The organism is Dyadobacter beijingensis DSM 21582 (assembly GCF_000382205.1).
Lineage (GTDB): Bacteria > Bacteroidota > Bacteroidia > Cytophagales > Spirosomataceae > Dyadobacter > Dyadobacter beijingensis.
The window spans coordinates 1,419,796-1,446,177 of the sequence record NZ_KB907787.1 but is presented as its reverse complement, the minus strand read 5'-3'; the positions used below and the strand labels follow the sequence as shown (position 1 = coordinate 1,446,177).

25 protein-coding genes and 4 tRNA genes are annotated in these 26,382 nt (G+C 50.4%); 13 read left to right on the top strand and 16 right to left on the bottom strand.

The window, feature by feature from the left end:
• Window positions 1-18: 18 nt before the first annotated feature.
• From H144_RS0113255 to H144_RS0113230, 6 genes are all read left to right on the top strand, one after another.
• Entirely contained in the window at window positions 19-381 is a 363-nt protein-coding gene (locus tag H144_RS0113255) for a hypothetical protein (RefSeq protein ID WP_019942555.1), read from the top strand.
• Window positions 382-425: 44 nt separating this feature from the next.
• Window positions 426-836, top strand: a complete 411-nt coding sequence (locus H144_RS0113250) for a hypothetical protein (protein ID WP_019942554.1) — start codon at window positions 426-428, stop codon at window positions 834-836.
• A complete protein-coding gene (locus H144_RS31775) occupies window positions 823-1,401 on the top strand; it encodes a hypothetical protein (RefSeq protein WP_019942553.1) in 579 nt (192 codons plus the stop codon). The genes H144_RS0113250 and H144_RS31775 overlap by 14 nt, the downstream gene beginning before the upstream one ends.
• Window positions 1,385-2,875 (top strand): hypothetical protein, encoded by a 1,491-nt coding sequence (locus tag H144_RS0113240; protein WP_019942552.1) that lies wholly within the window; start codon window positions 1,385-1,387, stop codon window positions 2,873-2,875. The genes H144_RS31775 and H144_RS0113240 overlap by 17 nt, the downstream gene beginning before the upstream one ends.
• A gap of 402 nt (window positions 2,876-3,277) precedes the next feature.
• The gene (locus H144_RS0113235; RefSeq protein ID WP_019942551.1) at window positions 3,278-4,327 is read left to right on the top strand and encodes a hypothetical protein; all 1,050 of its coding nucleotides are present in this window, start codon (window positions 3,278-3,280) and stop codon (window positions 4,325-4,327) included.
• Entirely contained in the window at window positions 4,305-4,700 is a 396-nt protein-coding gene (locus H144_RS0113230; protein ID WP_019942550.1) for an ASCH domain-containing protein, read from the top strand. The genes H144_RS0113235 and H144_RS0113230 overlap by 23 nt, the downstream gene beginning before the upstream one ends.
• Window positions 4,701-4,740: 40 nt before the next feature.
• Here the strand turns inward: H144_RS0113230 and H144_RS0113225 are convergent, their stop codons facing one another.
• The 7 genes from H144_RS0113225 to H144_RS0113195 all read right to left on the bottom strand — a co-directional run bounded on the left by H144_RS0113225 (window position 4,741) and on the right by H144_RS0113195 (window position 9,406).
• Entirely contained in the window at window positions 4,741-5,949 is a 1,209-nt protein-coding gene (locus H144_RS0113225; protein WP_019942549.1) for a phage integrase SAM-like domain-containing protein, read from the bottom strand.
• A gap of 326 nt (window positions 5,950-6,275) precedes the next feature.
• A tRNA-Ala gene (locus tag H144_RS0113220) sits at window positions 6,276-6,349 on the bottom strand.
• A 133-nt stretch (window positions 6,350-6,482) separates the two neighbouring features.
• Entirely contained in the window at window positions 6,483-6,659 is a 177-nt protein-coding gene (locus H144_RS34585; RefSeq protein ID WP_019942548.1) for a hypothetical protein, read from the bottom strand.
• A gap of 87 nt (window positions 6,660-6,746) precedes the next feature.
• Window positions 6,747-7,271 carry a 3'-5' exonuclease gene (locus tag H144_RS0113210; protein WP_019942547.1) on the bottom strand — a complete coding sequence of 175 codons (525 nt, stop codon included), beginning with the start codon at window positions 7,269-7,271 and terminating at the stop codon, window positions 6,747-6,749.
• A 152-nt stretch (window positions 7,272-7,423) separates the two neighbouring features.
• Complete coding sequence (locus tag H144_RS0113205; protein WP_019942546.1) at window positions 7,424-8,449, bottom strand: energy transducer TonB; 1,026 nt, start codon at window positions 8,447-8,449, stop codon at window positions 7,424-7,426.
• Window positions 8,450-8,487: 38 nt separating this feature from the next.
• Complete coding sequence (locus H144_RS0113200) at window positions 8,488-8,841, bottom strand: PadR family transcriptional regulator (protein ID WP_019942545.1); 354 nt, start codon at window positions 8,839-8,841, stop codon at window positions 8,488-8,490.
• A 94-nt stretch (window positions 8,842-8,935) separates the two neighbouring features.
• On the bottom strand, window positions 8,936-9,406 hold the full coding sequence (locus tag H144_RS0113195; protein ID WP_019942544.1) for an Lrp/AsnC ligand binding domain-containing protein: 471 nt from the start codon (window positions 9,404-9,406) through the stop codon (window positions 8,936-8,938).
• Window positions 9,407-9,863: 457 nt separating this feature from the next.
• Here H144_RS0113195 and H144_RS0113185 point away from each other — a divergent pair, with 457 nt between their 5' ends.
• A complete protein-coding gene (locus H144_RS0113185; protein WP_019942543.1) occupies window positions 9,864-13,688 on the top strand; it encodes a caspase family protein in 3,825 nt (1,274 codons plus the stop codon).
• Here the strand turns inward: H144_RS0113185 and H144_RS0113180 are convergent.
• Window positions 13,682-15,070, bottom strand: coding sequence for a caspase family protein (locus H144_RS0113180; protein WP_019942542.1), 1,389 nt, complete (start codon window positions 15,068-15,070; stop codon window positions 13,682-13,684). The genes H144_RS0113185 and H144_RS0113180 overlap by 7 nt on opposite strands.
• Window positions 15,067-15,294: a hypothetical protein gene (locus tag H144_RS0113175; protein WP_026350670.1), complete on the bottom strand. Its 228-nt coding sequence runs from the start codon at window positions 15,292-15,294 to the stop codon at window positions 15,067-15,069. The genes H144_RS0113180 and H144_RS0113175 overlap by 4 nt, the downstream gene beginning before the upstream one ends.
• Window positions 15,295-15,435: 141 nt before the next feature.
• On the opposite strand from H144_RS0113175, the gene H144_RS33260 reads away from it, so the two are divergent.
• Window positions 15,436-17,565 (top strand): tetratricopeptide repeat-containing sensor histidine kinase, encoded by a 2,130-nt coding sequence (locus tag H144_RS33260; RefSeq protein WP_169409386.1) that lies wholly within the window; start codon window positions 15,436-15,438, stop codon window positions 17,563-17,565.
• On the opposite strand, the gene H144_RS34285 is transcribed toward H144_RS33260, so the two are convergent.
• The 3 genes from H144_RS34285 to H144_RS0113160 form a co-directional block, all read right to left on the bottom strand.
• Window positions 17,563-17,644, bottom strand: a tRNA-OTHER gene (locus tag H144_RS34285). The two genes, H144_RS33260 and H144_RS34285, sit on opposite strands and share 3 nt — an antisense overlap.
• Before the next feature lie 50 nt (window positions 17,645-17,694).
• Window positions 17,695-17,768 (bottom strand) — tRNA-Asp (locus H144_RS0113165).
• A 35-nt stretch (window positions 17,769-17,803) separates the two neighbouring features.
• Window positions 17,804-17,877 (bottom strand) — tRNA-Asp (locus H144_RS0113160).
• A 162-nt stretch (window positions 17,878-18,039) separates the two neighbouring features.
• On the opposite strand from H144_RS0113160, the gene H144_RS0113155 reads away from it, so the two are divergent.
• The 4 genes from H144_RS0113155 to radC all read left to right on the top strand — a co-directional run bounded on the left by H144_RS0113155 (window position 18,040) and on the right by radC (window position 22,352).
• A complete protein-coding gene (locus H144_RS0113155) occupies window positions 18,040-19,140 on the top strand; it encodes a Nif3-like dinuclear metal center hexameric protein (RefSeq protein WP_019942539.1) in 1,101 nt (366 codons plus the stop codon).
• Window positions 19,141-19,238: 98 nt separating this feature from the next.
• Window positions 19,239-19,985, top strand: coding sequence for a zinc ribbon domain-containing protein (locus H144_RS0113150; protein WP_019942538.1), 747 nt, complete (start codon window positions 19,239-19,241; stop codon window positions 19,983-19,985).
• Window positions 19,986-20,047: 62 nt separating this feature from the next.
• Window positions 20,048-21,586 carry a tetratricopeptide repeat protein gene (locus H144_RS0113145; RefSeq protein WP_026350669.1) on the top strand — a complete coding sequence of 513 codons (1,539 nt, stop codon included), beginning with the start codon at window positions 20,048-20,050 and terminating at the stop codon, window positions 21,584-21,586.
• A gap of 61 nt (window positions 21,587-21,647) precedes the next feature.
• Window positions 21,648-22,352, top strand: a complete 705-nt coding sequence (gene radC / locus H144_RS0113140) for a RadC family protein (RefSeq protein ID WP_026350668.1) — start codon at window positions 21,648-21,650, stop codon at window positions 22,350-22,352.
• Here the strand turns inward: radC and H144_RS0113135 are convergent, their stop codons facing one another.
• The 4 genes from H144_RS0113135 to H144_RS0113120 form a co-directional block, all read right to left on the bottom strand.
• Entirely contained in the window at window positions 22,353-23,168 is an 816-nt protein-coding gene (locus H144_RS0113135; protein ID WP_019942535.1) for a PdaC/RsiV family protein, read from the bottom strand.
• Between the two features lie 28 nt (window positions 23,169-23,196).
• Window positions 23,197-23,931, bottom strand: coding sequence for a LytR/AlgR family response regulator transcription factor (locus tag H144_RS0113130; protein WP_026350667.1), 735 nt, complete (start codon window positions 23,929-23,931; stop codon window positions 23,197-23,199).
• Window positions 23,932-23,984: 53 nt separating this feature from the next.
• A complete protein-coding gene (locus H144_RS0113125) occupies window positions 23,985-25,082 on the bottom strand; it encodes a sensor histidine kinase (protein ID WP_019942533.1) in 1,098 nt (365 codons plus the stop codon).
• 107 nt (window positions 25,083-25,189) lie between these two features.
• On the bottom strand, window positions 25,190-25,834 hold the full coding sequence (locus tag H144_RS0113120; RefSeq protein ID WP_019942532.1) for a histidine phosphatase family protein: 645 nt from the start codon (window positions 25,832-25,834) through the stop codon (window positions 25,190-25,192).
• A gap of 85 nt (window positions 25,835-25,919) precedes the next feature.
• Between H144_RS0113120 and H144_RS0113115 the strand changes: the two genes are divergently transcribed.
• Window positions 25,920-26,345: a hotdog fold thioesterase gene (locus tag H144_RS0113115; RefSeq protein ID WP_019942531.1), complete on the top strand. Its 426-nt coding sequence runs from the start codon at window positions 25,920-25,922 to the stop codon at window positions 26,343-26,345.
• Window positions 26,346-26,382 lie beyond the last annotated feature (37 nt).

The window sequence follows — 26,382 nt, the reverse complement described above, 5'->3', positions numbered from 1 at the left end:
GAAAATTTAAATTCCGTCATGGACATTAAACAACTTAAAGCCGCCGTGCAGCTCGCAAAGCTCCGGGTAGGATCTGACCCTTCCGACGCCAACAAAGCAAAGCTCGAACATGCACAAAACGAGTACGACAACGCGCTCAACCCCGAAAAAAAAACGGAGGACGAAGTAAATCCGGACAAGCAGCCCCAGTCGTCGAAACCCGCATCAACGAAACCGGCAGCACCCAAAGCAGCACCGGCCAAGCCGAAAACCGAACCGCTCGAAAACCATCCGCTGAAAACGACCAGAACGGTCGTGCCAATATCGCCGGAAGACCCAACGGAGCCACAAACACCGGAGCCACAGCCGGACGCGCAGCCGGAGCCGACAGAAGCCAAATAGGCGCGGTTTCGGTTCCCGAAAATAGTTACGTAGAGCTACTTCTGGTGCAGGCCGAAACCTTGCACCGGGAAGTAGCTCTACTTTCTAATACCCTGCACCAATACGCGGACGCGGATCTGGAAGGGGTCAAACCGGTAATTGAAAAGATCGTCGAGAAGCGCGAGCAGTGGCGGCAGGTAATGAAACGGATCGAGTACTACAAAAAGACCGGTAGGAAGCTCGAAGACGAAACCGCAAAGACCGAGCGCCCCGCGATCGACCCCAATGGCACAGCCTCGGATCTACGCGTCGAGCTGGCGCTGCTTAACTCCAATATCAGCAAGACCAAAAAGAAGCTGGAAATCAACCCGGAGCACAAAAAGGCGCAGCATTGGAGCGAAGAACTTGCCAAAATGGAAGCATTGAAAATGGAATTACGCAATCAAATTACCCAGCTGACCTATGCGACAAAATAATAAGTACCTCGAAAAGGTATACGATGAAATGGACATCTACCAGCAGCACATGCTTGGAAATCGGGAACTGACTGTCCAACAAAAGGACACTTTCGATAAGATCGACATTATTCGGGGCTGGCTGCGCGAAGGCTTATCCGACATTCAGGCTATCACCCTGGCCAAATCCGACCCGCGCGTAAATGTGCAGGATCGCCGGGCGCGGGAACTGATCGCGATGGCTTACCAAGTATTCGCCGACCTCCGGCAGCTCCGGAGCCGTGACGGCATCAAATTCATGTACGCCGAGCTACTGCGCCACACTGCCGACAAGGTGATCAAGGATTACGAAGCTCTGCGCGATCGGGGAACCGACGACAAGGCGGCTGCCGCACTGCTCCGCGAGTGGAAAGCCATGATAAAGGAGGCGGCGACCATCGACGGGGCTTACGACACCAGCAAGCTGCCGGACGACGCCAAAAAGAAACCGACCAAAATCGTCATTAAGCGGAAAACGGTTATTGCCGATTCTGGAAAAAATTCTGACGAATTAACCGAAGAAGCACACTATGAAACAGTCGAGTAGCGAACTGATCCAAACTGTCGAAGTAAACGAAAAGCAGGGCGATTTCATCGAAGGCGTAATGTTTGATCTGGACGCGGACGGCACCAAAACGGCCGCGATGATCGGCGGGATCGGCTCCGGAAAAAGTTTCGCGATGGCGATAATGATGCTGATCAGCAAGGAAGAACTGCCCAAAGCAAAAGGGCAGTTCGCCTGTCTGACCGTTACCCAATTTCAGCGAAGCATTTTTCCGGGCGTGAAGTCAGTCTGGCGTGAGCATTTCGATCTGGTCGAGTACAATCCCAAGACCCAAAGCGGCGACTACGTGCTCTGGCGGAAACCGCCCGACGATTGGGAAAAGCCGTGGCAGGAGCCGGACAATTGGGACAACTGTATCGCCTTCCCGAACGGCTGGGTGATGGAGGTCTGCGGCTACAAAATGAATGCCGATATTCACAGAGGCCGAAATGACGATTTTGCTTTCATGGACGAAGCCCTGCTCTTTAAAAGGGAATGGCTGAAAATTCTCGAAGGCCGTATCCGCGCCAATAAAGGGAAATTCGACTCGAATTTGCACTGGCTGATTTCCGTATTTTCTTCCCCGCCCTACGGCTCCGGTGGCGAATGGATGTTCGACATCGAGAAGCTAATGCAGGACGAGCCAAACCGGTATTTTTTTGCGCAGGTTACTACAAAGGATAATCAGGTTTTCTTGCCCGGCAATTACGTCGACAACCTTAAAAAGAAGCTCACCAAGCTGGAATTCAATGTCGAAGTAAACGGAATGCGTCTGACCAAGATCCCGAAAGGCTTTTACGCGGCACTCTCCGATCGGCACGAGGACATCGATTTTGAAACCTTTTATTCTCCCTATCAGGAGCTAGTAACGGTGGTCGATTTTAACGCCCACTTTACGAGCTGCACTGTCTGGCAGGATCGCGGCCAGCCGCAGCATTGTGTGCGTAACGTGTTCGTAAAGGAACCCGAGCCGGATATGTCGATGGCGCAGTCCCTCGCCGTCGAGCTGGTCGAGCGCCTATCCAGCCACCATAAGAAGACCATGTACCTAACCGGGGATAGGAACGGGTTAAATGCCAGCGCCGGTGCGAAAAAAAAATCAGACGGCACCTGGATTACTCTGTTTGACGAGTTCGCAGAAGTATTAATTAGGGCAGGCTGGGACGTGGTATTATGCCCGCTTACCTACAACCCTTTAAAGGATGAGATCCACAAGCTCATGGAGGGGATACTAAGCGAGACAAGGGAAGACGGTATGCACATGCGCTTCCATCCCATCGAGGCGAAGAGCACGATCATATCGATGCAGCGGGCACCATTGACTGCGGACTACAAGAAGGACAAGAAGAGCGAGCAGAAGGACGACGACCAAGAGAGAGCGACGCACCTATCGGACACTGTCGACTACTACGCCGCGTGGCGGTGTCTGGCCGGGATCAGACCGGTCGACGGCGACTTCGACATCGAGTTCAAGTAGCCCGGACGGCGACCCGCCACCGCGAGCGGGGGCGCACAGGGGGGGGCGGGGGGATCTGCTGGGGGTGCCGGGGGGGGCGTTAGGATACCCCCCGTACCCCTCACAGCTATTCGATTTTTTCAAAAATGGAAATTTCCAAAAAGTTAAAGGGCGGGCTCTGGAGAGCGATTTTTAGGTATTTTTTTAATTAGTTAAGAAATAACGCACAGATTTTCAGGAATCTACGATTTTTTTTGGACGTAAAATGGTGCAACTTTTCACCTAGATTAATATAATCCCACTTCTTCATTGATTTTTCCTATCCAACCATTCACTAATTTTATTAGAAATTATTTCTAAAAACAGGTATTATTGAGTTTTAACAACTAATTATTGTACAACTCTATTACCCTTCCTACACGCATGGAAAATTTGGTTTACACAGAATTTAAAAACATTGATCTAAGCGATCCATTTTTTGACTCGCTGAAAGAAGACTACAAAGAATTTGGAAAGTGGTTTGAAAAAAAAGCATTAACTAGTGACAAAGCATATATCCTTTCAGATGAAGGTATTCAAGCATTTCTATATCTGAAACTCGAAAAAGAGGCGATCACCGACGTCAATCCAAATCTTGAACCCGCACTACGTTTAAAAGTGGGAACGTTCAAGGTCAATCCCCATGGTACTCGTCTTGGCGAACGATTTATCAAAAGAATTTTCGACCACGCTATAAAATCCGGAGTTAGCGCGATATATGTTACCGCCTTTGAAAAGCACAAACAGCTTATCAACCTGCTTATGGCGTACGGATTTGAAAGGCATGGCACGAAAGCGAGTGAAAATGGTCAGGAGACCGTGTTATTGAAGAACCTTGAGCGGTCTAGCACTGGCATCCTTATGAATTATCCAAGGTTCTCAACTAAGAATCACAAAAAATTTCTCCTCGCGATATATCCAGAATATCACACACGCCTCTTTCCCGACTCAATTCTAAACAATGAATCATTTGACATTATTCAAGACGTCTCACATACCAACAGCATCCACAAAATCTACGTTACATCTATGGATGTCAGCGGGTTAAATCCTGGCGATCTTCTGGTTATATATAGAACCGGAGATGGCCAGGCCCCCGCACATTACCGGGCAGTGGTCACGTCTGTTTGCGTTGTGGAAGAAGTAAAATCCAAAAATGACTTTAGCAGTCTAGCAGATTTTTTGAGATATTGCGAAACATACAGTGTTTTTTCCGCCGACGAACTGGCCGAATGGTATCGGGATAAAAAGCGGCTATATGTGATTAAAATGCTTTATAATGCTGCTTTTGGCCGTCGGCTAACACGTGGCAACCTTATCGAAAACATTGGTTTAAATCCAAATTTGCGTTGGAATTATTTCCAACTACCTGACAGCCAGTTTGACGCTATAATACAACAAGGAGGAATACATGAAAATCTTATTATCGATTAAGCCCGAGTTTGTTGAAAAGATCTTCAACGGAAAGAAAAAATTCGAATATCGAAAAGTCCTTTTTTCTAATCGAGAGGTAAAGACGGTTGTTGTTTACTCAACGATGCCGGTCGGGCGAATTGTTGGCGAGTTTGAAATAAAATCAATACATCAGGACTCCCCTAATGAATTATGGTCAAAAACAAAAGAGTTTGCGGGAGTAGACGGAGTTTTCTTTAACGACTATTTCAATGGTCGCAATTCCGGATTTGCTATTGAGATTGGCCAAGTCAAGCGCTACAAAAATCCAATTGATCCGAAACTGGTTTTTGAAAAATTCACCGCACCGCAGTCCTTTTTCTATGTAAAGGAGGACGAAGGTGTCACTGTCTGATCTTCTCGATAAAAAAGAGGGACAGCATTGTCCCTCTTTTTTATGAAGCTAGTGCTGCGCTGATTTTAAAAGCGGCGATCACCGCCCGCTCGTCGCTCCGAACGTACCGATCAAGTTCTGCCGCCGAGATCCTGCCCATCATTGTCAGGATCGACTCACGAGAAAGCCCCAGTTCGTTTAGACAGTAGTCGCAAAATGAGGTGCGTCCATGCTTAACCGACAGTTCCGGGTAAATCCTTTGCGCGGGAACGAGCTTCAAATTCACTTCGGCAGCGCATAATTTAAGCCAGTCATTCATTTTCGCATTCGAGAACGTTGGCACCTTTTCCCAGCCGCCATACTTGGAGACGATCGATTTCACTTCCGGAAACTGATCGATCGGGACTTTCGCCTCGATCTTGGTTTTTTGGCGGGGTTTGACGATCCATTGCTTTCCGTCAATGCCGGTAATTAAATAGTCAGAGGGGTTTCTAATGATATGGATCAGATCCTGATAATGGAACCCAGTACGCGCGTAAAGCACAAACAAGTCGGCTACTTTCTGCGCAGTAGGGTGCGCAAATTGGTGGCTTCTCCACCTTTTCAACTGGATCGAATCCAAGTACTCCGGGCGCTCAATTCGCTCGTGGCCGATCTTGTAATCGTCGAGCGGATTTTCCGAGATCCATTTTTTCTTTTTGGCAAATTTGGTAACGGCACCGAATGAACGAGCCGACCGCGTAAAGTAGCTGTCTTTGTAGCCGGAGCCTTTACACCATGCTCGGTAGTCTTCCATCACATCGGGCGTGAATTCGTCAACCAAGATCTCGCGCAGGTTGTTTTCGCCCAAGAACCGGAGCACCAGCTGCCGGTGGTTCCGTAGCGTTTTTTTTGAGCTTTCCGAGACATCTTTCCGCTTTTCGTAGCCTTTCATGTATTCATCGAAGGCAAAGATGTAGGCTACGGCAGGCGGTAGCATGAACGCACGTTTTATCCGGTCAGCGGTAACTTTCTCGTTTCGGCGTACCAAGTCATTAAAAATGCCCCACAATCGCATTTCTAAGCCTTTTAGCGTCTCGTTCTTTAAGTTATTCAATGGATCGCGGCCGGTGATCTTTTGCCCGTCGACGTTCCAATCTTTTACACTGATAGTAACCCCGGTAGAACCTATTTCAACGCGGCTACCATTAACGGTAATGCGCAGATAAAGAGTGCAAAGTCCGGACTTTTCTTGTTTTGAAGTTGCATGTTTCCAAAATAAAATTTCCATGCGATTAGAGGGAATTGGTGTACTCATGTGGGTATTAAAATAGCATTAAAAAAACCCACGAAACTATGTAACCGCTGAATAGATAGTTTGTATTTCAGGTACAAATACGTAGCCGAACAGGTAAAACTACCTATTTCTAAAATCCACTTCCGTCATCGAATAATTTCATAGCAAATGCAAAAATGTTCGTGCCACCGCGAGCTTTTTCGTGCCACCGAATGTGCCACCGGAAGGGCGTAGGAGAGCTAATAAACTAGAGTTTAAAAAGATAGGATACAAAAAAACCTCCCAAAATGGGAGGTTTCAGATCAGAAGTAGTTAATAAGTGGAGAATATCGGATTCGAACCGACGACCTCTTGCATGCCATGCAAGCGCTCTAGCCAACTGAGCTAATCCCCCATTTCAACTCATTGTCGGCGCCCGCATCTGGCCGCCTGCCCTCGTTTGAGGAGTGCAAAGATGAAACGGAGTTTTTACAGATGCAAGCGCCAGCGCATTTTTTATATAGCAAATCCTAACTTTTTCAGTGCCGTCAGCGCGACCCGCCGCCGAATGCCTTGGCCAACAGCCATATTACGATCGCGATCACACCAACGACGAGGATGACGCCCGTCCAGACGCCCGTTTTGAATATGTCGCCGATCAGCTCGCAGCTCGTCAGTGTGAATGATAACAGGAGGATGATCAGAAGATTGATGTATGCTTTCATGAGAAGGAATTATTTAGGTTAGTAATACTTCCTATCCTTCAAAAACCATTCCATGCGGCACTACACGGTGTATCGAAAGCCTAAAACCTATTGAAACAGGTCGATCGGGATGAGCTTCTGCCGATCGTTCAGCAGCAGTTTTTCAAATAAACGCACCGTAGCTTCCGCATCGCCGTGGGCGCGGTGACGGTTTTCGATCATGATTTCAAGACTTTCGCAGAGATTTCCCAGGCTGTAAGATTTCAGTCCGGGGAAAATTTTCCGGCTTAACTGAACGGTACACAGTAAATCCCGTTGAAAATACTCGTCCAACGCACCGAATTCCCTTTTGATAAAGCCGTAGTCGAACTTGGCATTATGGGCTACAAACCAGGCGTCGCGCGTCATGGCACGGACTGCATCCTGCACCTCGTGGAACGTCGGCGCGTCTTTTACCATCTCATTATCAATGCCCGTCAGCCGGGTAATGAATGGCGGTATGTACATTTCGGGATTGACGAGCGAATGAAAAAAATCAACGATACGAGTGCCGTCGTGCCTGAAAACAGCTATTTCGGTAATGCGCGCAGTTCCCCCTCCCCCCGTCGTTTCAATATCTACAATTGCGTACATTAATTACTCACTCTGAAATGGTTATCTAAAAACACCGGTTATCCCCGGCAGCGCCGGCAGCAGGATTTAACATTACAAAAAAACGAAAAAATCCCCGCCGAAGCGAGGATTTTCTTCAATAACAGGGAGGCATCTACGTAATCAGACTAAGATCAGTCCAGTTGAAATGCAATCGGCAGGGTAAATTTCACACGCACCGGAATGCCGGCCTGCTTGCCAGGCATCCAGTCTTTCATCATTTTCACCACTCTTACCGCCTCTTCATCGCAACCAAACCCAATCCCTTTGATTGCCGCCGCATTCTCCACTTTTCCATCAGAACCTACAACAAATTGTACGTATACCTTTCCCTGGATGCCGGCCTGCGATGCCGGTCTAGGGTATTTCAAATTCTTGCGCAGGAAAGCAGCCATCGCCTCGGTGCCGCCTTCATATTGTGGCGACTGTTCCACAGCCGTAAACGTTTCTTCTTTTTTAGGTTCGACACCAGTCGCCTCGGATTTAGCGGAAGGTACATTTTCAACCGGCGGCACGATCACATCCAGGTTGGCGATACCGTCGACCGTTTCCGTCGAAGGCTGTGCATTTTCCAGCTCGTCGATCGCCGGCGGAAGGTTTTCAATTTCCACCAATTCATCGGGCAGCACTTCCGGCGTCAGCGATTTCACCGTTTTGGGCGCAGGGGCGATCTCTTCTTCTACCGGTGGCGGCTTGGGCAGCTCTTCCATTTTAATGTCCACAGGATTCGCTTCCACAATGTAGGCGATATCATCGGGCTTGGGGTCCGGTTTGAGCCTCGCGTACAATTGCGGCAGCATCACAAGCAGCAGAAAGAACGCAACCCCCATCACCACCGACCGTTGTACAGTCTGCCCGTAACCCTTTCTCAAATCATAAGCACCATAAGACTTATTACGGTTCTCGAAGACGATGTCATTCAAAGACTTTTCCATGGCTAATAGATTTTGATGATCAACACTCAGATTCAGGAGGGTTTGCGCATCAGCCGTCTTTACCATATCCCGGTAAATCTGCTCGAATGGCTTGCCATCCCAAAGACTTTCCTCCGCCTCACAAGCCAGGTGATCGAGGATCTCCGGAAGCAACTCCGGGTCCAGCTTGTGAGCCTGCAAATATTTGCTTATTTGGTCAATGCGATTTTCCTGAAGGCGTTTCATAGATCGATCAGTTTAGAGTTTAGCCATGTAACTGTTCTTTATTCGGTTGCCAGGTTCTTAGGGGCCAGCAGCAATCTTACCGCCTCTATAAAACGCTCTAAGTCATTGGTTTTAGTACGCGCGGTTTCATTGCCGCGGTGGGTCAGAGAGTAATATTTACGAAGGCGCCCGTCTACCTCTACCGATTCGGTGAGCAGCAGCCCTTCCTGTTCCAGCTTATGCAATACCGGATACAAGGCACCGAAAGTGAGCGCAATAGCCCCTCCTGTCCTGTCTTTGACCTCCTGGGTGATTTCATAACCATACATCCGGTCGTGCTCAGCCAGCAGATTCAACACGATGGTTTTCAGTGTACCCCTTACATATTCATTACTCGTTGTGCTATTCTCCATGAGTGAAATTGTTATATACAAATATATATAAGTTTTTTATATATACAATACAAATCTAGCAATTTATTTTAATCGGTTCAAGAGAAATTTACAACTAGCTCTCTGCCAATGGAATAGAACGATTAATGCGCTCTTCCAGCGAAATAAACGTCTCTGTCCGCTGGATTCCGTTCACTTTCTGGATCTTGTCATGGAGGATTTCGCGCAGGTGCCCGGTGTCGCGGCAAACGATTTTAAGAAATATACTATAAATACCGGTCGTATAATGGATATTCACCACTTCCGGAATATTTTCAAGCTCGGTGGCAACCTGCTCGTATAACGAACTTTTATCGAGGTAGATTCCCAGAAAAGCGCTGATATCCCAGCCCAGCTTGGTAGGGTCGATCACGAGCTGCGAACCCTTGACGATGCCCATTTGTTCCAGTTTTTTCATGCGCACATGCACGGTCCCGCCCGAAACAAACACCCGCTTTCCAATTTCCGTGTACGGTAACGCAGCGTTCTCTATGAGCAGGGAAAGGATGCGCAGATCGGTATTATCAATATCTGAATATTTTTGCATTCCACGTTAAAAGTTTGAATTTTTCGCAATAATACAATCCAAATTATAGAAGAATTGTAAATTTTAACAATTTTAAATGAAAAAATTTTAGAATTCAGATCAGAAGTTTTAGTTTTGCAGAACCAAATTCAGAAAAGCAGTCGGTCACGGCTCTTTACTCGATTTGAGATCACATTGTAGGGTGATGAAATTGGCAGCCATGCCCTCCTGTCTCGGGGGTGGTGAATAAGGGATAAACGCGGCATAATGCCGACGCAAGTCGACTGGGGTGGACCACCAACAGTATTTGTACCGTAGCTAACCGCACCGTGGGTGGTTCGAATCCCCCTCCTACAGCAAAAAAAACTTGACAAGCGAATTTTTTCGTATTAGTTTTATTTGGTTTTTAGTTTGTTGATGAAGTGTAATTTGACACGCGGGTTCATTTTGAAACCTGCGTGTTTTTTTATGGGCATTTATGAGCTTTTCAAAAATACTGATTTCGCTATGTCTGGTATGGATTGCGGGTGCTCATACGCTGTATGCGCAGGGAGATTCCACCCGTACCTATGCCGTCGTTATCGGTATTTCTCATTACCAGCAAGCGAGTTTACCCCAGCTACAATTTGCCGATAAAGACGCGACGCTCTTCGCCGCCCACCTTCGCTCCTCCGCAGGCGGCAACGTACCTAAAGAAAATATCAAACTCCTCCTCAATGAAGACGCTACCATTGCCGCCATTTACGATGCGCTGAACTGGCTCCAGGAACGCTGCCGGAAAAACGACAAAGCCTACTTTTATTTTTCGGGGCACGGGGATGTGGAAACGCAAAACAGTTTCAGCCTCGGGTACCTGCTCGCCCATAATTCGCCCGCGACCAACTACCGCAACAACGCCATCCGCATTGAAGACATCAACAAAGTCGCCAACCACCTTTCCACCGCCGCCAATGCAACCGTTGTCCTCGTCACCGACGCTTGCCATACCGGCAAGCTCGCCGGGGATTATTACAAAGGCAAACAACTCGTGGCGAGCCAGCTGAAATTAATATTGAACAACGAAGTAAGGCTGGCCGCATGCGGAGTCGACGAAAAAGCTGCCGAGGGCCTCGATTGGGGCGGCGGGCGCGGCGCATTTTCCTATTACCTGCTCAAAGGCCTGAATGGCCCGGCAGACCGCAACCGGAACGACACGATCCAGCTGCGCGAACTGCAAACCTACCTGGATTCCGTATTCGCCACCGACAGAGCCCTGATCCGCAATGCGCACAGGCAGCATCCCTCGCTGGACGGCAACCCTTACCAGACTTTGGCATTCGTTAAGGCGACTTCCAGCGAAATGGCGCAGTCCCCCGACTCCGGCAGCGACGCTAGCAGCCATTTCCGGAAGGTTTTGGACGCATTCAAACCCGTGGGCATACAGCCTGTCGATTATTTTTTCAGGTTAATCAAAACAAAAGCTATTGAAAGCAGGCTTCGTTTTTCTCGCTATGCATCCGTCAGAAAGGAAGCATTTCCATTAAAACTGGTCGATGATTGCCTCTCCTACCAGGCAAAAATGGATTCCCTGGCAAATGCGGATCCCGAAAACCGGGAAAATCATGTTTTCGCGAACTCCGACACGCTGATTTTACTCAAAAACCAACTGGCCCAAAGCAATGCGTCCGTTAACAATTTCAATGAACGCTTTGTACAAATGGTCCACGGCCAGGCGCAGGATATGGTAAATGCTTACCTGGAAGGCGACGAGGCCGAGCTGGAAAGAAGGCAATATTACTATGCGGGCAACCGGCAGTACGGTGCTTTTGTGCAAATGCTGCAAATCGCCATCGGATTGACCCCGCCAGAACATTACCTGCTGCCGCTGCTGCACGTGCAGGAAGCCTATCTCACCGGCCTGACCGCCCGGCTGGAAATGGCCACTTCCGCTAATGGCCTCAAACTCCTCGCCCGAGCATTCCGCTACCAGCGCCAGGCGTTGAAACTGGAACCTTATGCGGCATTTATTTACAATGAAATGGGCAACCTCTACCTGCGCAGCAGGCAATATGCGCAGGCCGACCGGCAGTTCGAAATAGCGAAGGAACTCTCGCCTGCCTGGGCCATTCCGTGGAGCAATCAAATCCGCCTGAACCTGGCCGCAGGCAATCTTAAAAAAGCGAAGACCGCCATTGCCAAAGCGGATTCACTTCAAAACGACCTCGCGTACACGTATACGAATGCGGGAATGGTGATGCTGAAACAAGGCGACTTGCTGGCAGCAGAAGGCTATTTCCGCAAAGCGATCGCCAGAAACAATGTTCATTTCCTGCCATTTCAAAAACTCGGCGAGCTTTACACCAGGACCGGAAAATACCGCGATGCCGACTGGTTCCTGGCCGCGGCGCAGATGCGCAGGAAGGATTTCGCTGTCAATGACCAAAGTTTTGAATACGGCATCGAACTTGGCGGCCTGCCGTCTTTTTTGGCACAAAACAATCTAGCTCCCGCCTCGCCGGACGATTCCATTTCGCCTGCTCAGCCGCCTTTCGTGCGCCTCATTCACACGCTGGGGCTCATGCGCGCGAAGCCGGAACTGGCATTAAGCAGGTTAAAGTCGCTGCTAAACGAATTGAGTGCCGGCAAGTACCTGGCCTATCATTACATAGGCAAAATATTTTATGAAAACCGGCAATGGCAGGAAGCAGAGCCATTCTTCGCCCATGCAGCGCATGACTATCAGTCCGATTCAGCATTGATCGCCTCGCTCAGAAACGGCCCGAATTCCGGCATCCGCATCGATAGTTCGGCAACGGTTGTGCAGATCGCTTACCAATACGACGCATTGGAAGACCATTATTACCTCGGCAGCATTTACGAAAACCTCGGAAAATCGACGGAAGCCATCACGCAATACACATTGATTACCCGCATCGAAAACCAGCGGCAACGCGACCAGGCCATTTTCAAGGGCTTTGACGTTTCGCCCGATATTCCTGCGGACCAGTTCCGGCAAATGCTTGCGGAAGGGAAATACGGCGACCCGGAAACGCTTCTGGGCCATTACGAAAACCCCGTTGTGATGGGAGGTTACATCAAATTGGGCAGCCTGTACGAGAAAGCCGGCAATTACGAAATAGCTGAAAAAGTGTACCTGGAACAAGTGAAGCAAGACCGGGAAGCTGGTAATGCCAGGAGCGCGGCGACTGTTTCGGGGCCATTTCAGCGAATGTCGGGCAACAGCATCAACTACTACCGGGTTGCCATCAATCGCCTCGCCGAAGCGCAAACCCGCGCATTTTACCAGCAAATGCTCCGGCGTTTCGCCCGCGACACGGACTGGCACCGCAAAGCCGGACTGTTTTTGTACGATCGGCTCCGGCTCGCATTTCAGCAAATACCGGTCAGCCAGTTCAAGCCGGTATACGAAAGCATTAACCAGTTTGCATACCCTTTCATGACGGCCGACGAAACCGAAACCGGCCTGGCCGCATCCGTTACATTGCCCGGAACACAGGAACAGCTTCACATTCCAACACCCAAATACGACCCGCTGAAAGAAGCATTGGAAAGCCTGGAAATGTCCGTGAAGCTCTCCGGCGATCTCCTCCCCGACCCGCTAACACTAGAAGCCATCGCCGATCTGAACAGCTGGATGGGAAATGCACCGGTAGCATTGAAGAGCTTCCGCGCATTGAGCGCCTTGCGAGCGCCCAATCCTGCTCTTCGCAACAAAATCGTCGCATATGCCCTCGCCGTACACGAATATCCCCTGGCCGTAGCGCAGCTCAGCATTCTTTACCAACAAAAACTGACCACCCCGGCCCAGAATATGGTCCTGGCGGAATGCAACCTGCTAAGCGGCTCACCAGCAGCATCGGCGAAGATCACCAGTGCCCCGGACCGGATAGCCGGCATCCCAAAACCGGATATTGCCTTGCTGAATGCCAAAACCCACTCGCTCGCGGGCCGGTACGCACAGGCGCTTTCATACCTGCGCACGATCCCCGCGCCGGGCAGTGAGGATATGCTCAATGACAGCACCAGGGAAGCTACGGTTTGCCGCTACTACACCATCGCCAGGCTCAATGCGCTTTTGAAACAGAATACTCAGGCATTCAATGCATTAACGAAAGCACTGCAAACAGGCTTCAACTTTGGTTTCCTGCTGGCCGCCGACCCCGCATGGAATGCATTGCGTACATTGCCTCAGTGGGAACGGCTGCAAAAAGATTACGCGGAGCAATTGCAATCGCGGGACTATGTCTCTCCACAAGGCTATTACAACGCCCTCGATTACCGCATCCCCGATTCACGTCATTGACTCACCACAAACCGGGCTTTCTGCACGCAAGGCTGGACCTTCGCGTCTGCGCCGCGTTCGTTCCGGTTGCAATCCGCTCCCAGCGAGAGCTCGAATGCCTGTTGACGGCTGGCCGCCAGGATCGTGCGCCAGGTAATGTCGGCAGGGGACAGTTCAAATAGCCGTTTTTCGAGCTCCACCTTGAACGCATTGGTGAAATACCCGCCCAGCTTGTCCGTACATACCGCCAGCTGGTTCTTATCCGCCGATCCTATAATAATGCCTACCGGCTTTTCCGGAAAGAACAATTTTTTGCAAAGGGAAATATTCAATGGCGGCCGGCCCGGCGGCGCTTTTACGCGCAGGAATTCCTCGACCATCGGCACCGGCGAGCCGATGTCTTCATTACAACAATCGCTCAGTACAAGGGTTACCTTTGCTTTTTTCCGAAGCAATGCCTTGTACACGCCCTCGACGCTCATATTGTTTTTCGCCAGATCGGCGAAAGGCTGTGTACGGAATGACATGCGCGGGTATAGGCTCGCATCATTGGAATACCTGAAACCGTGACCGCTGTAATAGAACACCACAATGTCGGACGGGGCAGGCTGCAACTGGGCAATGGCTATTTCAACCGCTGTTTTTGTAAAGTCGGCATCCGCGATTTTCCGGACCCGGATTTCCATATCCAGGCCGTTGGCAATGCGGGTAAACATCCCGACGATATTGTCGAGGTCGCGGCGGGTGCTGCTTCCCAGTGTCGTGTCCCGCGTGTTCGCGACGGCGATCAGGTGCAATTTTTCCTTTCGCTGGTTTGGCGAACCGCTCCGCATCAGGAAGAGGCTTTGGTAAAAAAGGTCTCCGGCACTAAAAAAGAATGTGACCAGATCCGCATCGCGCTGTAAATCTGCCCTTGTTTTCTGCGCATTCACGAGCATTTCTGAGTAATGCCAGCTTCCGTCCGGCCACTGGTACGCCCAGGCTGCCGGTTTGAAATAGGTTTCGCCAGCCTCTTCGTATTTTTCAAATACATATTTCGGCGGGACGTAAAGCCGGCCTGGCGTGCCTTCGATGGGCAAAACTTCGCCGCGCTGCACGAGAAAGCGCCGCTTCGTGGGGTCGGTACCGGCCGAATCGAGCAATGCAGTTTCGAACAAACGGTTCTCGCCCGAAACCGGGTCTTTGAACCGCGTGCGCGCGATGCCGCTGCCGTTATTATATAATGTCAGAAAGGTATAGTAGCTAACCACCGAATCGTTGGGATAACCGATCCTGTTTTCGAAATAAAAATACGCCTGACCCGACGACTCGAACCCCGCCAGGAGCAGCCACAGGAAAAGCATCGCCGGTCCGGTAATGTTGTGAAACCAGCCCGGCGAAACAGGAGAATCCGAGCGCTTCATCGGGTTGTGCGCGGCTCCGGACGGATCTTGGCTGCACTGTCGATGACAGGCAAACTATCCGGCATCGTTAGCGTATCGAGCGCTTGTTCGGTCGTGTCGGTGGCGGGAACGGCTTCGGTCGCTTCGGTTTTCTGGGCATTACCGCAAGAAACGAGCATCCAGGCAGCAAACAGCATGGCGGGGAGGGCACCGCACTTTTTGATTTTGTTTGTAAATTGTGACATGGTATCTGGTTGATTTACCACAAGTTAAGCTTTTATTTTGAAATCAACCAAGCGCCTTGCATTACTATATACGCAGCAAGTCCTTGTAAAGCAAGCTGTTACCTCCTCTTCATATCAGCCCCGTTCGTTATCATGGAAAAAATGTCCAAGATACTCCTGCTTACCGCTTTCCTGTGGAGCTGGTCTGTCCCCCTCGTCTTCGCGCAGACTACCGATCTCCGGCACCTGAAAGAAGAGCGGTTACGCCTTCAAAAAAAGGCTGATTTTCACAGCGACACCGCCTATCTGAATGTGATCAACCAGATCGCGTTCCTGTACGCCGACAGCTACCCCGATAGCGCCCTGCAACTCACACAAGCCAATATCGCCGACTGCCAGCTCACCGGGCACAGCAAAGGCGAAACCAATGCCCTGAAAATCACCGGCACCGCTTATCTCACCAAGGGGGATTATGCCAATGCATTGGCCTGGTACCGGAAAAGTTATGAAAACGCGGAGGCTACCGGCGACAAGAGCGCCATTCCCGGCATTCGCAATAACATCGGCCTCGTGTACATGAACCAGGGCAACTACGCTGCCTCGCTGAACGAGTTTTACGGCGCATTGCAGGCGGCCAGGGAAAACGGCAACCGATTCGTGATGGCCAGCGTGCTGAACAACATTGCCATCATTCATTTTTACCAGGGGAAATTCAGGGAATCCGAGCGGACATATCATCAGACGCTGGCGATAGCGCAGGAAATGGCCGATACCATCGGGATTATTTTAGCCTACAATAATATAGCGGAGGTAAATATCGAACAAAACGCTTTGCCGGCGGCATTGCAGAACCTTAACCGCGCCAATACCCTCGCCAACCGCAAGAACAACCCCGAAATGCAAACCATCGTGGCGCATTCGCTCGGCAATACCTATTTGCGGATGGATAGCCTCAATAAAGCTGCTGCGTATTTCAGCACGGCATCCACGCTGGCGAAGCAAAACAATTACAGCACCTCTTCCTGCAAAGCGCTGATTGGTCTCGCACGTGTGTATGCGAGGCAGGGAAAATGGCAGGACGCGCTGCGGAATGGGCTCGAAGCCCTCGAACTGGCCCGTAATATGGGGCATACGCAGCTGCTGAGGGATGCCAACGAAATTGTGTCTTCCGTGTATGAAAAAACGGGCGACGGCATGAATAGCCTGCTGCATTACAAGGCATTCAAGCTGTATTCCGACAGCCTGCGCAACCTGGAAAGCCAGCGCATTGCCATTGTTTACGATGCCAAACTGGAATTTTCCAAAAAAGAAGACGAACTGAACCGTAAAAATCTGCAACAGCAATGGCTGATCTTCTCGGCATTCGCGGGGCTCGTGTTGCTGGGCGTGATATTGTGGATCGTGAACCGGAACCGGACAAAGCTGAACCATACCTACAAGGAACTGCAACAGCAGCATGTCGTAATCGAATCGGAGCGAAAAAAGGCGGAAGATGCGCTGATAGAGCTACGTTCCGCGCAGGCGCAGCTGATCCAGTCCGAAAAAATGGCTAGTCTCGGCGAGCTTACGGCGGGTATCGCCCACGAGATCCAGAACCCGCTCAACTTCGTCAACAACTTCTCCGAGACCAGTATCGAACTCCTGGAAGAAATGCGGGAAGAGCTTGATTCGGGCGATACGGATGAAGTAAAGGCCATCGCGACTGATCTTTCGGCCAATCTTGAGAGGATCAACTTCCACGGCAAGCGCGCCGATTCGATTGTAAAAGGCATGCTGCAACACAGCCGCGCCAGTACCGGCCAGAAGGAACTTACCGATATCAATGCACTGACCGAGGAGTACGTCCGTCTGAGCTATCACGGCCTGCGGGCGAGGGACAAGTCATTCGACGCGACCATCGAAGAGCATTTTGATCCGCAAACGGGGAAATGCCTGCTCGTGGCGCAGGACATGGGCCGCGTGATTCTGAATCTGCTCAACAATGCATTCTATGCCGTACACCAAAAGCAGAAAACCGATACCGGCAATGGCTACGTCCCGACGGTCCGCGTCAGCACCCAAAAGGTGGATGGAAAAGTAGTGATACGGATAGGCGACAATGGCAACGGGATTCCCGAAAGCATCCGAAACAAGGTGTTTCAACCGTTTTTCACCACCAAACCCACCGGGCAAGGCACGGGCCTCGGGTTATCCCTGAGCTACGACATTATCACCAAGGCTTTCGGCGGAACGATTGACTTACAGTCCAGGGAAGGAGAAGGAACGGAATTCACGATCACGCTGCCGGCATAAATCCGGCGGGACCCGAACCCGCGACCCCATGCGTGACACCCTGCGCGGGGCGGACATGTATTCCAGCCAGCTGAACTTTAATGTAAGATCCTAAAATGCAAAAAGCCCGGATTTCTCCGGGCTTTTGTGCGGTCTGGACGGGACTCGAACCCGCGACCCCATGCGTGACAGGCATGTATTCTAACCAGCTGAACTACCAAACCATTAAATAAAGAACTTCAACACTTTCAAAAATCGGCGGTCTGGACGGGACTCGAACCCGCGACCCCATGCGTGACAGGCATGTATTCTAACCAGCTGAACTACCAAACCGATTCGTTTCACAATCGTTTTTGTAAAACGTGGTGCAAAACTACCACTAAAATTTACGATTGCAATACCTTACACAGCAATTTAGTTATTTTATTTGTAAATCAATAACCCTTCATTCAAGAATATTCTGAAAATGAAACAGTTGAATCAGGAGAAAAATTTATGACTTTCATCAAAGAAATATTAACCGAACTCGAAAACCTCGCCCCACTACCCTACCAGGAAGATTATGACAACGCCGGACTGCTCGTCGGCTCACCGGATACAGAGGTTACGGGCATCCTCTTCACGCTCGACATTACCGAGGCCATCGTGGAAGAGGCCATTCGCAGGCAATGCAACCTCATTATCGCGCATCACCCAATCATTTTCAAAGGCCTTAAAAAGCTGAATGGCAAAAACTACGTGGAACGGACGGTGATCAAGGCGATCAAAAACGACATCGCGCTTTACGCCACGCATACCAACCTCGACCACGTCACGGGCGGCGTAAACTGGCAGATCGCCAAACGCCTGGGCCTTCGGAATATCAAGGTCCTGGCGCCGAAAAAACAAATCCTTACGAAACTGGCCTTCTTCTGCCCGGTCGAAAACACGCAGGAGGTGCTGAATGCATTATTCGAGGCCGGTGCGGGCGAAATCGGCGATTACCGGAATTGCAGTTTCCGCACAGAAGGCCTGGGTACTTTCCTGCCTGGCGATGCTGCCAATCCTGCAATAGGTTCGCGCGGGCAGCTGGAAACGGTGAAGGAGCACCGCGTGGAAGTAATGCTGCCTTCGCACTTGGAAGCGCGGGTGTTACAGACGCTCCGGCGCGCGCACCCGTACGAGGAAGTGGCGTATTATATGTCGGCATTGGAAAACGAGGACCAGGAAGTGGGCGCCGGGGCCATCGGCGAGCTCTCCGAGCCGATGGATGCTGCTGCATTTCTCTCGCATTTGAAGGGGCAGATGGACGCTTCCATAGTGAAGCACACCGAACCGTTAAATAAGCCAATCCGGCACGTGGCTGTTTGCGGCGGCGCGGGCAGTTTTTTGCTGCGCAACGCCATTTCAGCGGGTGCCGACGTGTTTGTAACGGCCGATTACAAGTATCATGAATTTTTTGACGCCGAGGGCCGCATTATGATCTGTGACATAGGCCATTATGAAAGCGAAGTATTTACGAAAAATTTGTTGCACGATTATATATCAGGAAAATTTAGTAATTTCGCACTCTGTTTGTCAGAAATCAGTACCAATCCGGTCCGGTATTTTTCCTGAAAGCCGGGTTTTGACAACTAATTCTGCTGATAATCTGTTAAATTAAGGCTGACTACCTTCACATTTAAAGCATTGAAACAAGTCCATTAAAGACATACATGGAAAACACAATCGCACAAAAACTAGATGCTCTCCTGAAACTTCAGGAAATCGATTCAAGCCTTGACGAAATACTAAAAACCCGCGGGGACCTTCCCGAAGAAGTGAGGGACCTGGAAGATGAGATTGTCGGATTCGAAACGCGTTTAGGAAAATTTAAATCTGAAATTGCCAACCTGAACACAGAGATCGACAATTTCAAAAATGCGCAGAAAGAAGGGGAAAAGCTGATCAAAAAATACAAAGATCAGCAGATGAACGTCCGCAACAACCGCGAATACGACGCCATCACCAAAGAAATAGAATTGCAAGAACTCGATATGCAACTGGCCGACAAGAAGATCAACGAAGCCAGAGCGCGTATCCGCCTCATCGAAGAAGACGCCAATCGTGCGGAATCTATCCTCAATGAAAGAAACGAAGACCTGAAAGTGAAGAAAAACGAACTTTCGGTTATCACCTCGGAAAGCCAGGCCGAAGAACAGGCATTGATCGCTGAAAGAGAGAAGCACATCAAAAAAATCGAAGAACGCTTACTGAAATCCTACCAGAAAATCCGCGACAACTCGCTGAACGGCCTCGCCGTCGTGCATGTACAGCGCGGAGCCTGCGGCGGATGTTTCAGCATCGTTCCTCCTCAGCGCCAGGCGGATATCCGCGAACGCAAGAAACTGATCGTATGCGAGCACTGCGGACGTATCCTTGCCGACGTGGAAAGCGTACAGCCGGTTCACCAGCGTCGCTAAGATTTTTAATAGTAAATTGAAAGGTTGTCTTACCCGGACAACCTTTTTTTATGTGCATTCATATGACAAGGAGCTATCGGAAGGTAAAATATGCGGTAAAATGGCTGCCCGTATTATTGCTCCTCTCCTTCACAGGCGCTCCGGCTGTAACTATGGCCGAAGAGCAAACCGACGTCGTTTTCTCTCCCAAACTGCAAAAAGCCTATTTTGAAATCCAGAAGCTGAGACTGCCCGCCGCCCGGGAGCTGATCGACGACGAAAGGACCGCAATGCCCGGTAATCCGCTTATCGCCTATCTCGACAGCTACGCCGACCTGCATTACCTGCTCATTGCCGAGGACCGCAATCGCTACAAAACGTTCGTTCAGCAGGAGGACAATCGGCTGGACGATGTCGGCAAACTCTCTGAAAAATCGCCCTACAAACGGTTGTTCCAGGCCGATATCCGGCTGCATTCGGCATTTGCGAAGCTCAAATTCGGCAATGAGGTGAGCGGCTCCTGGGAGATCATCAAAGCCTACCGGCTGTTGGAGGATAACCGCAAAAAATTCCCCGCATTCACCCCTACCCTCAAATCGCTGGGCCTGCTGCACGTGCTCATCGGTTCCATTCCGGACAATTACACGTGGATTGCCAAAATACTGGGGCTCAGAGGCAACATCGCACAGGGCATTCGCGAGCTGCGGGAAGTAGCGCACGAAGAACCGTTTTTCCGGCAGGAAGCCGAGCTGATCGACCTGCTTTTGCACGCCTACACCCTGCAATTGAGTCCCGCCCAGCAAACGCGCATTCGCCAATGGCCCGCCGAGCAGCCCGATAACCTGCTGCTGCATTTCTTCGCGACGACCGTTTTAATGAAGGAAAACAAAAGCGACGAGGCGGCCCACTTCCTCGCGGAGGCGCCCACGGGCAAGGAATACATGCCGTTCCCGTTCCTTGATTACCTGCGCGGCGAGATTGCCTTGCAAGATGGTGACTATGACGCGTCATTCAGCCATTATGCCCGGTTTTTGAAACAGTACCGCGGGTTTAACTACATCAAAGACAGCTATTTCAAGATGTTCATGTGCCGCTGGCTGGCAGGGCGCGACCAAGAAGCTGCGGGTTACATGCAAAAAGTAACGCAAACGGGCAGTACCATCGTGGAGGCCGACCAATTTGCCGAGAGAATGGCGAAGGAGTTCACGGCCGGAAGCATTCATGCAAGTCAGAAAGTGCTTTACAAGGCGCGTTATGCCACCGACGGCGGTAACTTTCAGCGGGCTTTTGAGCTGATGAAAATGGTTTCGGAAAAAAGTTTTGAAACAACTTATGAAAAGGCTGAGTACAATTATCGAATGGCGAGAATTCTGCAAAAATCCGCTCGTGTGAATGAATGCATGCCATTTTACGAACGCTCGGTCGCATTGGGGCAGAGCGATGCGGGCGCAGCGGGCTTTGCAGCTTCATCGGCGTTGCAAATGGGCTATATCTATCAAAAAAAGGCTGATAATCAGAAAGCTGCCGCCTATTTCAGGAAGGCCATGAGTTTTAAGAAGCACGAATACAAAAACAGCATCGATAACAAAGCCCGTGCGGCACTGACGGAACTCGGTCAATAGCGAATGTGACCAAACCCGGTCCTTGTCGTATCAAGGATGCAAGCCTAAAATGCATCCGTATATGCCCAGAAAGAAAAGTGACAACCCGAAAGTGATCGTCAACTGGCACGCTGACGACCAACCGCGTGAAAAATTCATGAACAAAGGCCGCGCAGCCTGCTCCGATTCCGAACTGATGGCCATCCTTATCCATTCCGGCACGAAGGAAATGTCGGCCGTCGACCTTGCCAAATCCATCATGGCCTCGGTGGGCAACAATATCAACGAGCTCGCCAAGTTGAATGTCAAGGACCTGACCAAAATCAAAGGAATCGGCGAGGCAAAGGCGCTGACGGTCCTTGCCGCACTGGAACTCGGCCGGCGCCGCAGTGACATTATACCGGTCAAAAAGCCGAAAATCACCGGTTCCAAGCCTGCCTACGAAGCCATGCGCCCCTACCTGATGGACAAAACGCACGAAGAATTCTGGATCCTGCTCCTGAACCGCGGCAACTACGTCATGCGGGCCATACAGGTTGGCGTGGGCGGGATTGCGGGCGTGCCTATGGATGTAAAAATGATATTCAAATTCGCCCTCGATCATATGGCCAGCTCGCTCATTCTGGTGCATAACCACCCGTCGGGGCAGCTGGTACCGAGCCTGGCCGACAAGCTGATCACGGCACAAATTAAAGAGGCAGGCCAATTGCTCGACCTGCCTATTCTGGACCATATGATCTTTACCGATGAAGGCTATTACAGTTTCAAAGACGCGGGCGAAATGTGATCAAAACACCGCGTCCCGGTTGACAATGCCTTTCAGCTCTTCATAAGGGATGGTAAAATCGATCGCGCCGCGGGCATATGCCGCGATTTCGTATGGATTATAGTAAAAAAGGATTCCGTCCTGCGTGAAAACGTAGTTGGCCGGGAGGAAAAACTTGTGATCGGCCAGAAAGTAGCCTGCATCTTCCAGGTTCACTTCGGGCGTCAGCTTTTCCAGCTCGCGGAACTTGGTTTCCACCAGGTTCATCAAGGCAACGGAATCTTGCACGAAGCTCTTCATTTCCACTTCCTCGCCTGTTTTGGCATCGAATGCATGAAAAGACGTGAAAGAATTCGGATGCGCGCCACCGACAAATGCGTAATGATCGAGCTGATAGAAAAGCATTTTCGACGTCGTGAGTACCGTATCGCCCTGTAAATCCACCTCCCAGCAACCCGGTGCGTCGGGGAATTCTTTTTTGAAATCGTTGTAATTCTTTTCAAAAATATCGAAAGCAGCTTTGGCACTCCGGCTAGCCTCGGGATGGGCCGCAATGCTGGCAGAATCGCCGTACGAATTCAACCGCTTGATCGTCTTATCCGTCAGTATCTGCCGGATTTTGGCCGCAACGGCGCTGGAATCGGTCGGTTGCCAGAGATTTATGTGCACCGTCACGCCTTTGTTACTTGCCGTATCGCAGCTTCCGTATTCCTCCTTGGTGATCTTACCCTTCCGGAAATCCGGGCTACCGGCTGCATTCTCCTTTTTAGACGACTGGTTACATGCCCAAAAGAGCAAAGTGCCCAACGCCAGGGCAGCCATTTGCTTCAATCCCATACAAATTGATTTAAAAACTAGGGAAAAATTAAAGGCTCATCAGTTCCTTGAAACGGATCGCCTGGCGACGCGAAATCTCGATCTTGTCGCCGCCCTGCAAGGTCACGAGCAAGCCGCCGCTGAACCACGGCTCGATCTTCTCGATCCAATGCAGGTTGATAATGTGCTTCCGGTTGGCCCGGAAATAGGTATTCGGATCGAGCCTTTCTTCGAGGTTGTTCAGGGATTTCAGCACGAGCGGCTTCTGGTCGTCGAAATGCAGGCGGACGTAGTTACCCATCGACTCGAACAGGCGGATTTTACCCAGTTTGACAAACCAGCATTTCTCGCCGTCCTTCACAAAAACCTGGTCGTTTTCTCCTAAGACCTTCTCCGCGCGCTCGTTCGTATGCGAGGGAGCTTCGGGTTGGGCTTGGTTTTCCTCGATGCGATGGATGGTTTCTTTGAGGCGCTCGGTATCGATCGGTTTGAGCAGGTAATCCAATGCATTGAATTCGAATGCCTTGATCGCATACTCGTCGAATGCGGTCGTGAAAATCACTTCCGGGCTCTTGCCTTCGATCGACGACAGCAGTTCGAAACCGTTTTTGCCCGGCATCTGAATGTCCAGGAAAAGCAGCTCCGGTTGCTGTTCTTCAATGAGTTTCAACGCCTCTTCGGCATTGGCGGCCTCTCCCACTATTTCAATTTTAGTGTATGGTTCCAGCAATCGCTTCAATTCATTGCGTGCAAGTCGTTCATCATCAACAATTAAGGTCCTCATGGCGGATGGAGTCAGTTAGGAATTTTGTTAGATAGTATATTGATTATTGGTCATTAGTTTGCTTGCTCCGATCCCTCTCCTACCATCATCACTCCTTCGGACAACATCGGGATCCTGATTTCCGAACATACCACGTTTTCCTCTTCCTGGAAAATCCGGAATGTGGCCGCCTTCCCGTACAGGATCGACAGCCGCTCGGCCGTGTTTTTCAACCCCACCCCGCCCGACTCGGTGTTACCCAGGTTGCCGGCATTCACTTCGGTATTGCCGAGATTACCCGAGTTATGGATCGTGATCACGAGCAGCTCATTGGCAATTTCCGATTTTACCCCGATAAATCCACCACCCATTTGCTTTGCCACCCCGTGCTTGATGCCATTCTCGACCAAAGTCTGCAGCATCATCGGCGGCACCTGCCAGTAAATGGCCTGCGGATTGGTGGTAATGCTGTAACAAAGACGCTCTTCGTACCGCACTTTTTCGAGTTCGAGGTAATCCTCCACGGTTCGGAGCTCTTCCTGCAAGTCGACTGTCTTGCGGCGGTCGGCGAGGAGTGAGTTCCTCAATATATTCGAAAGCTGCGTAATGCTGAGCTGCGCCCTTTTGGGATCTTCGTACACCAGCGCGCGGATGCTGTTCAATGCGTTGAATGTAAAATGCGGGTTCAGCTGCGAACGGAGCACCTTAGCCTCCGCTTCCCGCATCGACATTTTCAGCATGATCTTCTCGTAACTCGCGAGCCGGGTTTGTTCTACATAATGATAAACCGTGTAGGACAAAATCCACGCCAGCAGGTTTTTGCACCAGTTGGCATAATACCCCCAGAAAACGAGCGGCTGGTTGAGCAGGTTGTGTTCCAGCACCTCGCGGTCCATCGGCTGGTTGATCATCGCCATAATGAGCCCCAGCCATAGCACGGAGCCGATCACCCGCAAGGCTAGCCTGGGGAGCGGCAGCGACGACCAATTCCACCGCCTAATAACCAGCCGGTACACGTGGGTAAGGCAAATGCCTAACAGAATATTCGCCAGTGCAGTATAGAATTCCCCCAGTTCGAACCCGTATTCCAGGGCATAGGGAATGTATTCGAACATGATCAACAATGTCCAGCCCAGTATCTGCAGAACCCAATAGATGCGTTTTTTGGACATGAACTCAGAACGCTGAATAGTAGTAATGGAAAGCCACAAATGTATTAATGACCCCTCAGGAGAGGTACATTAATACACCAATGGAAACGAATCTACACAAACGGCTGCTATATCGTTTGCGGAATTTCGATGGAAAGAAGGTGTGTGATGTCGTTGGACACTTCCAGCTCGAACTGCTGGGTATCGTAGGAATAATTGATTTTGTAGAGGCAGAGATTGCTGTGCTCATAGTCGTCCATCCGTACCAGCGGCTGGCTGAAAAGCGTCGTCAGCAAAACGCGCATGGCGCGGCCGTGCATGGCAATGAGGATGTTGCGCTCGTGCGGGCGCGAGAGGATCGTTTCGATCACCGGGATCTGACGTTCGCGGACGTCTAACGGGCTTTCGCCTCCTTCTGCCGCCAACTCAACGGCACCGCTTTTCCAGGCATTCACCAGGCCGCGGTAATAGTTGTTGTCGCCGGTGTTCGGCTCGCGGCCTTCGCGGTCGCCCCAGGATATTTCGTTCAGCCCGGAATAGCTTTCATGCGGGATGCCGAGCCTGATGAACCCGCGAACCGTTTGATGTGTTCGCTTTAAGTCAGAGGTATAAATTTTGTCAAAAGGAACATGTTGATAAGCATTAAAAAAAGCAGCGGCCTGAGCTTCCCCCCATTCGTTCAGCAAGGAATCAACACCACTTCCCTGAACAACTCCCCTGCGGTTAAAATCAGTTTCACCGTGGCGAATGAGGTAAATCGATTTTCTTTTCAAAATAATAGGATAATTTAAATATTAAATTTGCAAATACCTTGTTTTTCCTCTGCAAAGCCAATACAAATTTATACATTTTTTAGATATGTTTGTTAAAACCGTCACCGTTGATTCACTACAATCTTTTGGAACTAACACCATTGCCGGACACATCGGAATCGAGTTTACGGAAATCGGAAAGGATTATATCTCAGCCCGTATGCCGGTGGACAAACGCACGCATCAGCCGTTCGGGATTTTGCATGGCGGCGCGTCGGTCGTGCTTGCCGAAACACTCGGGAGCATTGCCTCTTTTCTCTGCATTCCCGAGGGCGAAAACAAGCACGCGGTGGGGCTGGAAATCAATGCGAACCATTTGCGGCCGGTAAAATCCGGGTTCGTGTACGGCACCGTCCGCCCCATACACGTCGGCCGAACCACGCACATTTGGGACATTCAGATTACCAATGAAGAAAACAAACTCGTTTGTATCAGCAGACTCACCGTTGCTATTGTGAATGCAGAGCGCTAACCTTATTTTGCAAAAAATTGACCTAACGGGCATTACC

Excerpts from the sequence above, each read along its gene's own strand:
- H144_RS0113255 (WP_019942555.1), top strand. The coding sequence starts at position 19 with ATGGACATTAAACAACTTAAAGCCGCCGTGCAGCTCGCAAAGCTCCGG.
- H144_RS31775 (WP_019942553.1), top strand. The coding sequence starts at position 823 with ATGCGACAAAATAATAAGTACCTCGAAAAGGTATACGATGAAATGGAC.
- H144_RS0113240 (WP_019942552.1), top strand. The coding sequence starts at position 1,385 with ATGAAACAGTCGAGTAGCGAACTGATCCAAACTGTCGAAGTAAACGAA.
- H144_RS0113235 (WP_019942551.1), top strand. The coding sequence starts at position 3,278 with ATGGAAAATTTGGTTTACACAGAATTTAAAAACATTGATCTAAGCGAT.
- H144_RS0113230 (WP_019942550.1), top strand. The coding sequence starts at position 4,305 with ATGAAAATCTTATTATCGATTAAGCCCGAGTTTGTTGAAAAGATCTTC.
- H144_RS0113225 (WP_019942549.1), bottom strand. The coding sequence starts at position 5,949 with ATGGAAATTTTATTTTGGAAACATGCAACTTCAAAACAAGAAAAGTCC.
- H144_RS34585 (WP_019942548.1), bottom strand. The coding sequence starts at position 6,659 with ATGAAAGCATACATCAATCTTCTGATCATCCTCCTGTTATCATTCACA.
- H144_RS0113210 (WP_019942547.1), bottom strand. The coding sequence starts at position 7,271 with ATGTACGCAATTGTAGATATTGAAACGACGGGGGGAGGGGGAACTGCG.
- H144_RS0113205 (WP_019942546.1), bottom strand. The coding sequence starts at position 8,449 with ATGAAACGCCTTCAGGAAAATCGCATTGACCAAATAAGCAAATATTTG.
- H144_RS0113200 (WP_019942545.1), bottom strand. The coding sequence starts at position 8,841 with ATGGAGAATAGCACAACGAGTAATGAATATGTAAGGGGTACACTGAAA.
- H144_RS0113195 (WP_019942544.1), bottom strand. The coding sequence starts at position 9,406 with ATGCAAAAATATTCAGATATTGATAATACCGATCTGCGCATCCTTTCC.
- H144_RS0113185 (WP_019942543.1), top strand. The coding sequence starts at position 9,864 with ATGAGCTTTTCAAAAATACTGATTTCGCTATGTCTGGTATGGATTGCG.
- H144_RS0113180 (WP_019942542.1), bottom strand. The coding sequence starts at position 15,070 with ATGAAGCGCTCGGATTCTCCTGTTTCGCCGGGCTGGTTTCACAACATT.
- H144_RS0113175 (WP_026350670.1), bottom strand. The coding sequence starts at position 15,294 with ATGTCACAATTTACAAACAAAATCAAAAAGTGCGGTGCCCTCCCCGCC.
- H144_RS33260 (WP_169409386.1), top strand. The coding sequence starts at position 15,436 with ATGTCCAAGATACTCCTGCTTACCGCTTTCCTGTGGAGCTGGTCTGTC.
- H144_RS0113155 (WP_019942539.1), top strand. The coding sequence starts at position 18,040 with ATGACTTTCATCAAAGAAATATTAACCGAACTCGAAAACCTCGCCCCA.
- H144_RS0113150 (WP_019942538.1), top strand. The coding sequence starts at position 19,239 with ATGGAAAACACAATCGCACAAAAACTAGATGCTCTCCTGAAACTTCAG.
- H144_RS0113145 (WP_026350669.1), top strand. The coding sequence starts at position 20,048 with ATGACAAGGAGCTATCGGAAGGTAAAATATGCGGTAAAATGGCTGCCC.
- radC (WP_026350668.1), top strand. The coding sequence starts at position 21,648 with ATGCCCAGAAAGAAAAGTGACAACCCGAAAGTGATCGTCAACTGGCAC.
- H144_RS0113135 (WP_019942535.1), bottom strand. The coding sequence starts at position 23,168 with ATGGGATTGAAGCAAATGGCTGCCCTGGCGTTGGGCACTTTGCTCTTT.
- H144_RS0113130 (WP_026350667.1), bottom strand. The coding sequence starts at position 23,931 with ATGAGGACCTTAATTGTTGATGATGAACGACTTGCACGCAATGAATTG.
- H144_RS0113125 (WP_019942533.1), bottom strand. The coding sequence starts at position 25,082 with ATGTCCAAAAAACGCATCTATTGGGTTCTGCAGATACTGGGCTGGACA.
- H144_RS0113115 (WP_019942531.1), top strand. The coding sequence starts at position 25,920 with ATGTTTGTTAAAACCGTCACCGTTGATTCACTACAATCTTTTGGAACT.